The organism is Cryobacterium sp. RTC2.1, assembly GCF_035018685.1.
Classification (GTDB): Bacteria; Actinomycetota; Actinomycetes; order Actinomycetales; family Microbacteriaceae; genus Cryobacterium; species Cryobacterium glucosi.
The window spans coordinates 1-3,463 of sequence record NZ_JASJXJ010000238.1 but is presented as its reverse complement, the minus strand read 5'-3'; the positions used below and the strand labels follow the sequence as shown (position 1 = coordinate 3,463).

The window sequence follows — 3,463 nt, the reverse complement described above, 5'->3', positions numbered from 1 at the left end:
CCGTACACGTCCGCCCTGCTCACCGCAGCATCCGCCGCCCCGCAGGACTCGGCCCAGCAGAAGTCGCCCGTCCCACCGCCCGCAGCCCTGGTTCCGTCCCCCGATCGCCCCCTCGAGAAATGAGCATCATGCTTCCTCTGAAACTCGGATACAAGGCCTCCGCCGAGCAGTTCGCCCCGCGTGAGCTGGTCGAGATCGCCGTCGCCGCCGAGCGGCACGGTTTCGAATCGGTCGCGGTGAGTGACCACTTCCAGCCCTGGCGGCACACCGGCGGCCACGCCCCGTTCTCTCTGGCCTGGATGGCGGCCGTCGGGGAGCGCACGACACGGGTGCAGATCGGCACCTCGGTGATGACGCCGACGTTCCGGTACAACCCCGCCGTGATCGCCCAGGCCTTCGCGACGCTCGGCTGCCTCTACCCGGGCAGGATCATGCTCGGTGTCGGGACGGGAGAGGCCCTCAACGAGATCGCGACCGGGTTCCGCGGCGCAGGCGCCCAGGACTGGCCCGAGTTCAAGGAACGCTACGCCCGGCTGCGCGAGTCGATCGCGCTGATGCGCGCGCTCTGGTCGGAGGACAAGGTGAGCTTCGAGGGCGAGTACTACAGCACCCATGACGCGAGCATCTATGACCGACCCGAGGGAGGCATCCCGGTGTACATCGCCGCGGGCGGACCCCTCGTGGCGGGCTATGCGGGCCGGTCGGGGGACGGCTTCATCTGCACCTCGGGCAAGGGCATGGAGCTCTACACCGAGAAGCTGTTACCGGCTGTCGCGGCCGGCGCGGAGAAGGCCGGGCGGGATGCGGCCACGATCGACCGGATGATCGAGATCAAGCTCTCCTACGACACCGACCCGGCGCTCGCGCTCGAGAACACCCGGTTCTGGGCCCCGTTGTCGCTCACGCCCGAGCAGAAGCACGACATCACCGACCCGTCGGAGATGGAGGCGGCCGCGGATGCCCTGCCGATCGAGCAGGTCGCCAAGCGCTGGATCGTGGGCTCTGACCCCGACGAGACGGTCGCGGCGATTGGCGAGTACATCGATGCCGGCTTCAACCACCTGGTCTTCCACGCGCCCGGCCACGACCAGGAGCGGTTCCTGACGGCCTTCGAGCGCGACCTGGCCCCCCGCATCCGCGCCCGCGCCTGAGCCGCGCGTGCAGACACGACCGAGCGTCACCTTCGACAGTGGGCGTGCCGAATTCAGGAGTTGCGCCCGCGGTGCCCGCCCCCGCCGCACTGCTCCGGGAAGTGCTGCAGTCTGGCGGCCGCAACTCCTGAATTCGGAAGACTGACGATCGCTGGAGCTGGAGCTGGAGCTGGGATGACGGCCGGATCGGGCTAGGGCTGGGGTTGCTCGGGCTTCTTGAGGTTGGCGCTGATCGCGAGGGCCTCGAGCACGGCGGCCGGGGTCTGCGCGGACTGGATCGCGGCGCGGAACGCCGGCTTCGCGAGGCAGCGCGAGAGCTGGGACAGCACCCGGAGGTGTTCGGTTCCTGCCGAGGCCTTGGGCACGGCGATCATGAAGATCAGCGTCGCCTTCTCGCCGTCCGCTGAGTTCCAGTCGATGCCGTGCTTGCTGCGCGCGAAAGCGAGCACCGGGGCGACGACGGAGTCGCACTTGGCGTGCGCGATCGCGATGCCGTTGCCCATGCTCGTGGTGCCGTGGGTCTCGCGGCGGAACGCGGCCTGGGCGACGAGCCCCACGTCGGTGATCCGCCCGGTCGTGCTCATCATGCCGGCGAGGGTGCGGATCATCCGGTCCCGGTCGGTCTCCTCGACGTCGAGCACGATGGTGCGCTCGTCGATGTAGTCGAGCACGGTCTTCTTGCCGGTCGACACCGAGCCGGTTGAGGTGGTCGGCACGATCGGGATCGCCGTGGTGAGCGGCATCGTCATCGTGGCGAGTTTTCGCTTGGGGTGCGGCGTGCTGATGACGACGGGCTCATGTCTCGGGTGCACCAGGGACGGCGCCGGGGCGGATACGGCGGCCGAGGCGAGAGCGGATGTGCCCGGCGTTCCGGCCGAAGCGGGAGCGTGGACGGCATCGGAGCCGGGTGCGGTCGTCTGGGTGCTGCCCGGGGCGTTCCCGATGGTGGTCGGGGCCGCGCCGGCCGGGTGGCCCGGGGTGCCCGTGGCATCCGAGGCCGCGCCGGACGCGCTGGCCGTGTCGGTCGAGCCGGACCCAGTGGAGGCGCTGGCTGCGCTGCGGCGCGCTGCGCAGTGCCGCACGACGATCAGAACGATCGCGACGGCGGCCGCGACGATGATGGCGCCGACGATGAGCGCGGCGACGTATGCCGGCATGCCGGGGACAGCTCCGACGACGGCGGTGATCGAGCCGCCGTGCAACGCGGAGTCGAGATGTGCGGGCATGACAGTAGGGTCCTTCCGGTAGGCCGACCGGAATCGAGCGCTGAACCGGGGGCAAATTAGTTAGCTTGAAGAATAATTAGCCTGACTTAGTGTATCCCCCGCGCAGGCGACGCGATCCGGAACAATGTTGCCGCAATTTCCGCCGTCGTGTCCAGGTCGTGCATCCAGAGCGGCACCGCGAGTGAGCGGATCCCGGCGGCCGCGAGAGCGGGCAGCGCCGCGGCATCCGTTTCGTCGACGAGCCAGCCGTCGAGGATGCCGCCGGTGGACCGGGCGCCGTAGTGCAGGCCGACGGCCGCAGCGGTCGTGGCGACGCCGATGGTCTGGAGGCACGCGTCGGCCATGCCGCGGACGGCGGCTCCCGCGATGATCGGCGAGACGCCGACGACGCGGGCGGGCGTGGATCGCAGGGCGTCACGGATGCCCGGGATCGCAAGGATCGTGCCGATCGAGACCACGGGGTTCGACGGCGGCAGGATCACGAGGTCCGCCTCCAGGATCGCCTCGAGCACGCCGGGCGCGGCCTCCGCCGTGTCGAGCCCGCGCTGCACGAACTGGCTGACCGGCACGCTCGCCCGATACCGGACCCACCATTCTTCGAAATGGATCAGGTCCCCGGCGCGGTGCTCGTCGGCATCCGCTGCGAGGCGCGCATGGGTCTCGACGGGCTGGTCGCTCATCGGCAGGAGGCGGGCTCCGGGCTGCCAGCGCTCGCAGAGGAACGCGGTCGCCTCGCTCAGGGTGGAGCCGGAGCGCAGCAGGTCGGTGCGCACGATGTGGGTCGCGAGGTCGAGGTCGCCGAGCGTGAACCACGACCAGCCGCGCCCGTACGCCGCGATCTCGGCCGAGGTGCGGCGGGACTCGTCCGGGCGGCCCCAGCCCTGCTCCTCGTTGATGCCGCCGCCGAGGGTGTACATCACCGTGTCGAGGTCGGGGCAGATCCGCAGGCCATCGAGCCACATGTCGTCGCCGGTGTTGACGATGACCGTCACCCGCGCGGAGGGGTCGCTCGCCGCGAGGTAGTGCAGCAGCCCCCGCGTGAACCGGGCCCCGCCGATCCCGCCCGCCAGTACCGTGATCTTCGTC

The 3,463-nt window shown here is 70.4% G+C and carries 3 protein-coding genes; 1 reads left to right on the top strand and 2 read right to left on the bottom strand.

Annotated features, from left to right (window positions below):
• Positions 1 to 128: 128 nt before the first annotated feature.
• Positions 129 to 1,151 carry a glucose-6-phosphate dehydrogenase (coenzyme-F420) gene (gene fgd / locus QN357_RS18300; protein WP_198413456.1) on the top strand — a complete coding sequence of 341 codons (1,023 nt, stop codon included), beginning with the start codon at positions 129 to 131 and terminating at the stop codon, positions 1,149 to 1,151.
• 191 nt (positions 1,152 to 1,342) lie between these two features.
• On the opposite strand, the gene QN357_RS18295 is transcribed toward fgd, so the two are convergent.
• Together QN357_RS18295 and cofD are read right to left on the bottom strand one after the other, a co-directional pair.
• Complete coding sequence (locus QN357_RS18295; RefSeq protein WP_322189120.1) at positions 1,343 to 2,377, bottom strand: fructose PTS transporter subunit IIA; 1,035 nt, start codon at positions 2,375 to 2,377, stop codon at positions 1,343 to 1,345.
• A gap of 86 nt (positions 2,378 to 2,463) precedes the next feature.
• Positions 2,464 to 3,456: a 2-phospho-L-lactate transferase gene (gene cofD / locus QN357_RS18290; protein WP_323505326.1), complete on the bottom strand. Its 993-nt coding sequence runs from the start codon at positions 3,454 to 3,456 to the stop codon at positions 2,464 to 2,466.
• Positions 3,457 to 3,463: the final 7 nt, after the last annotated feature.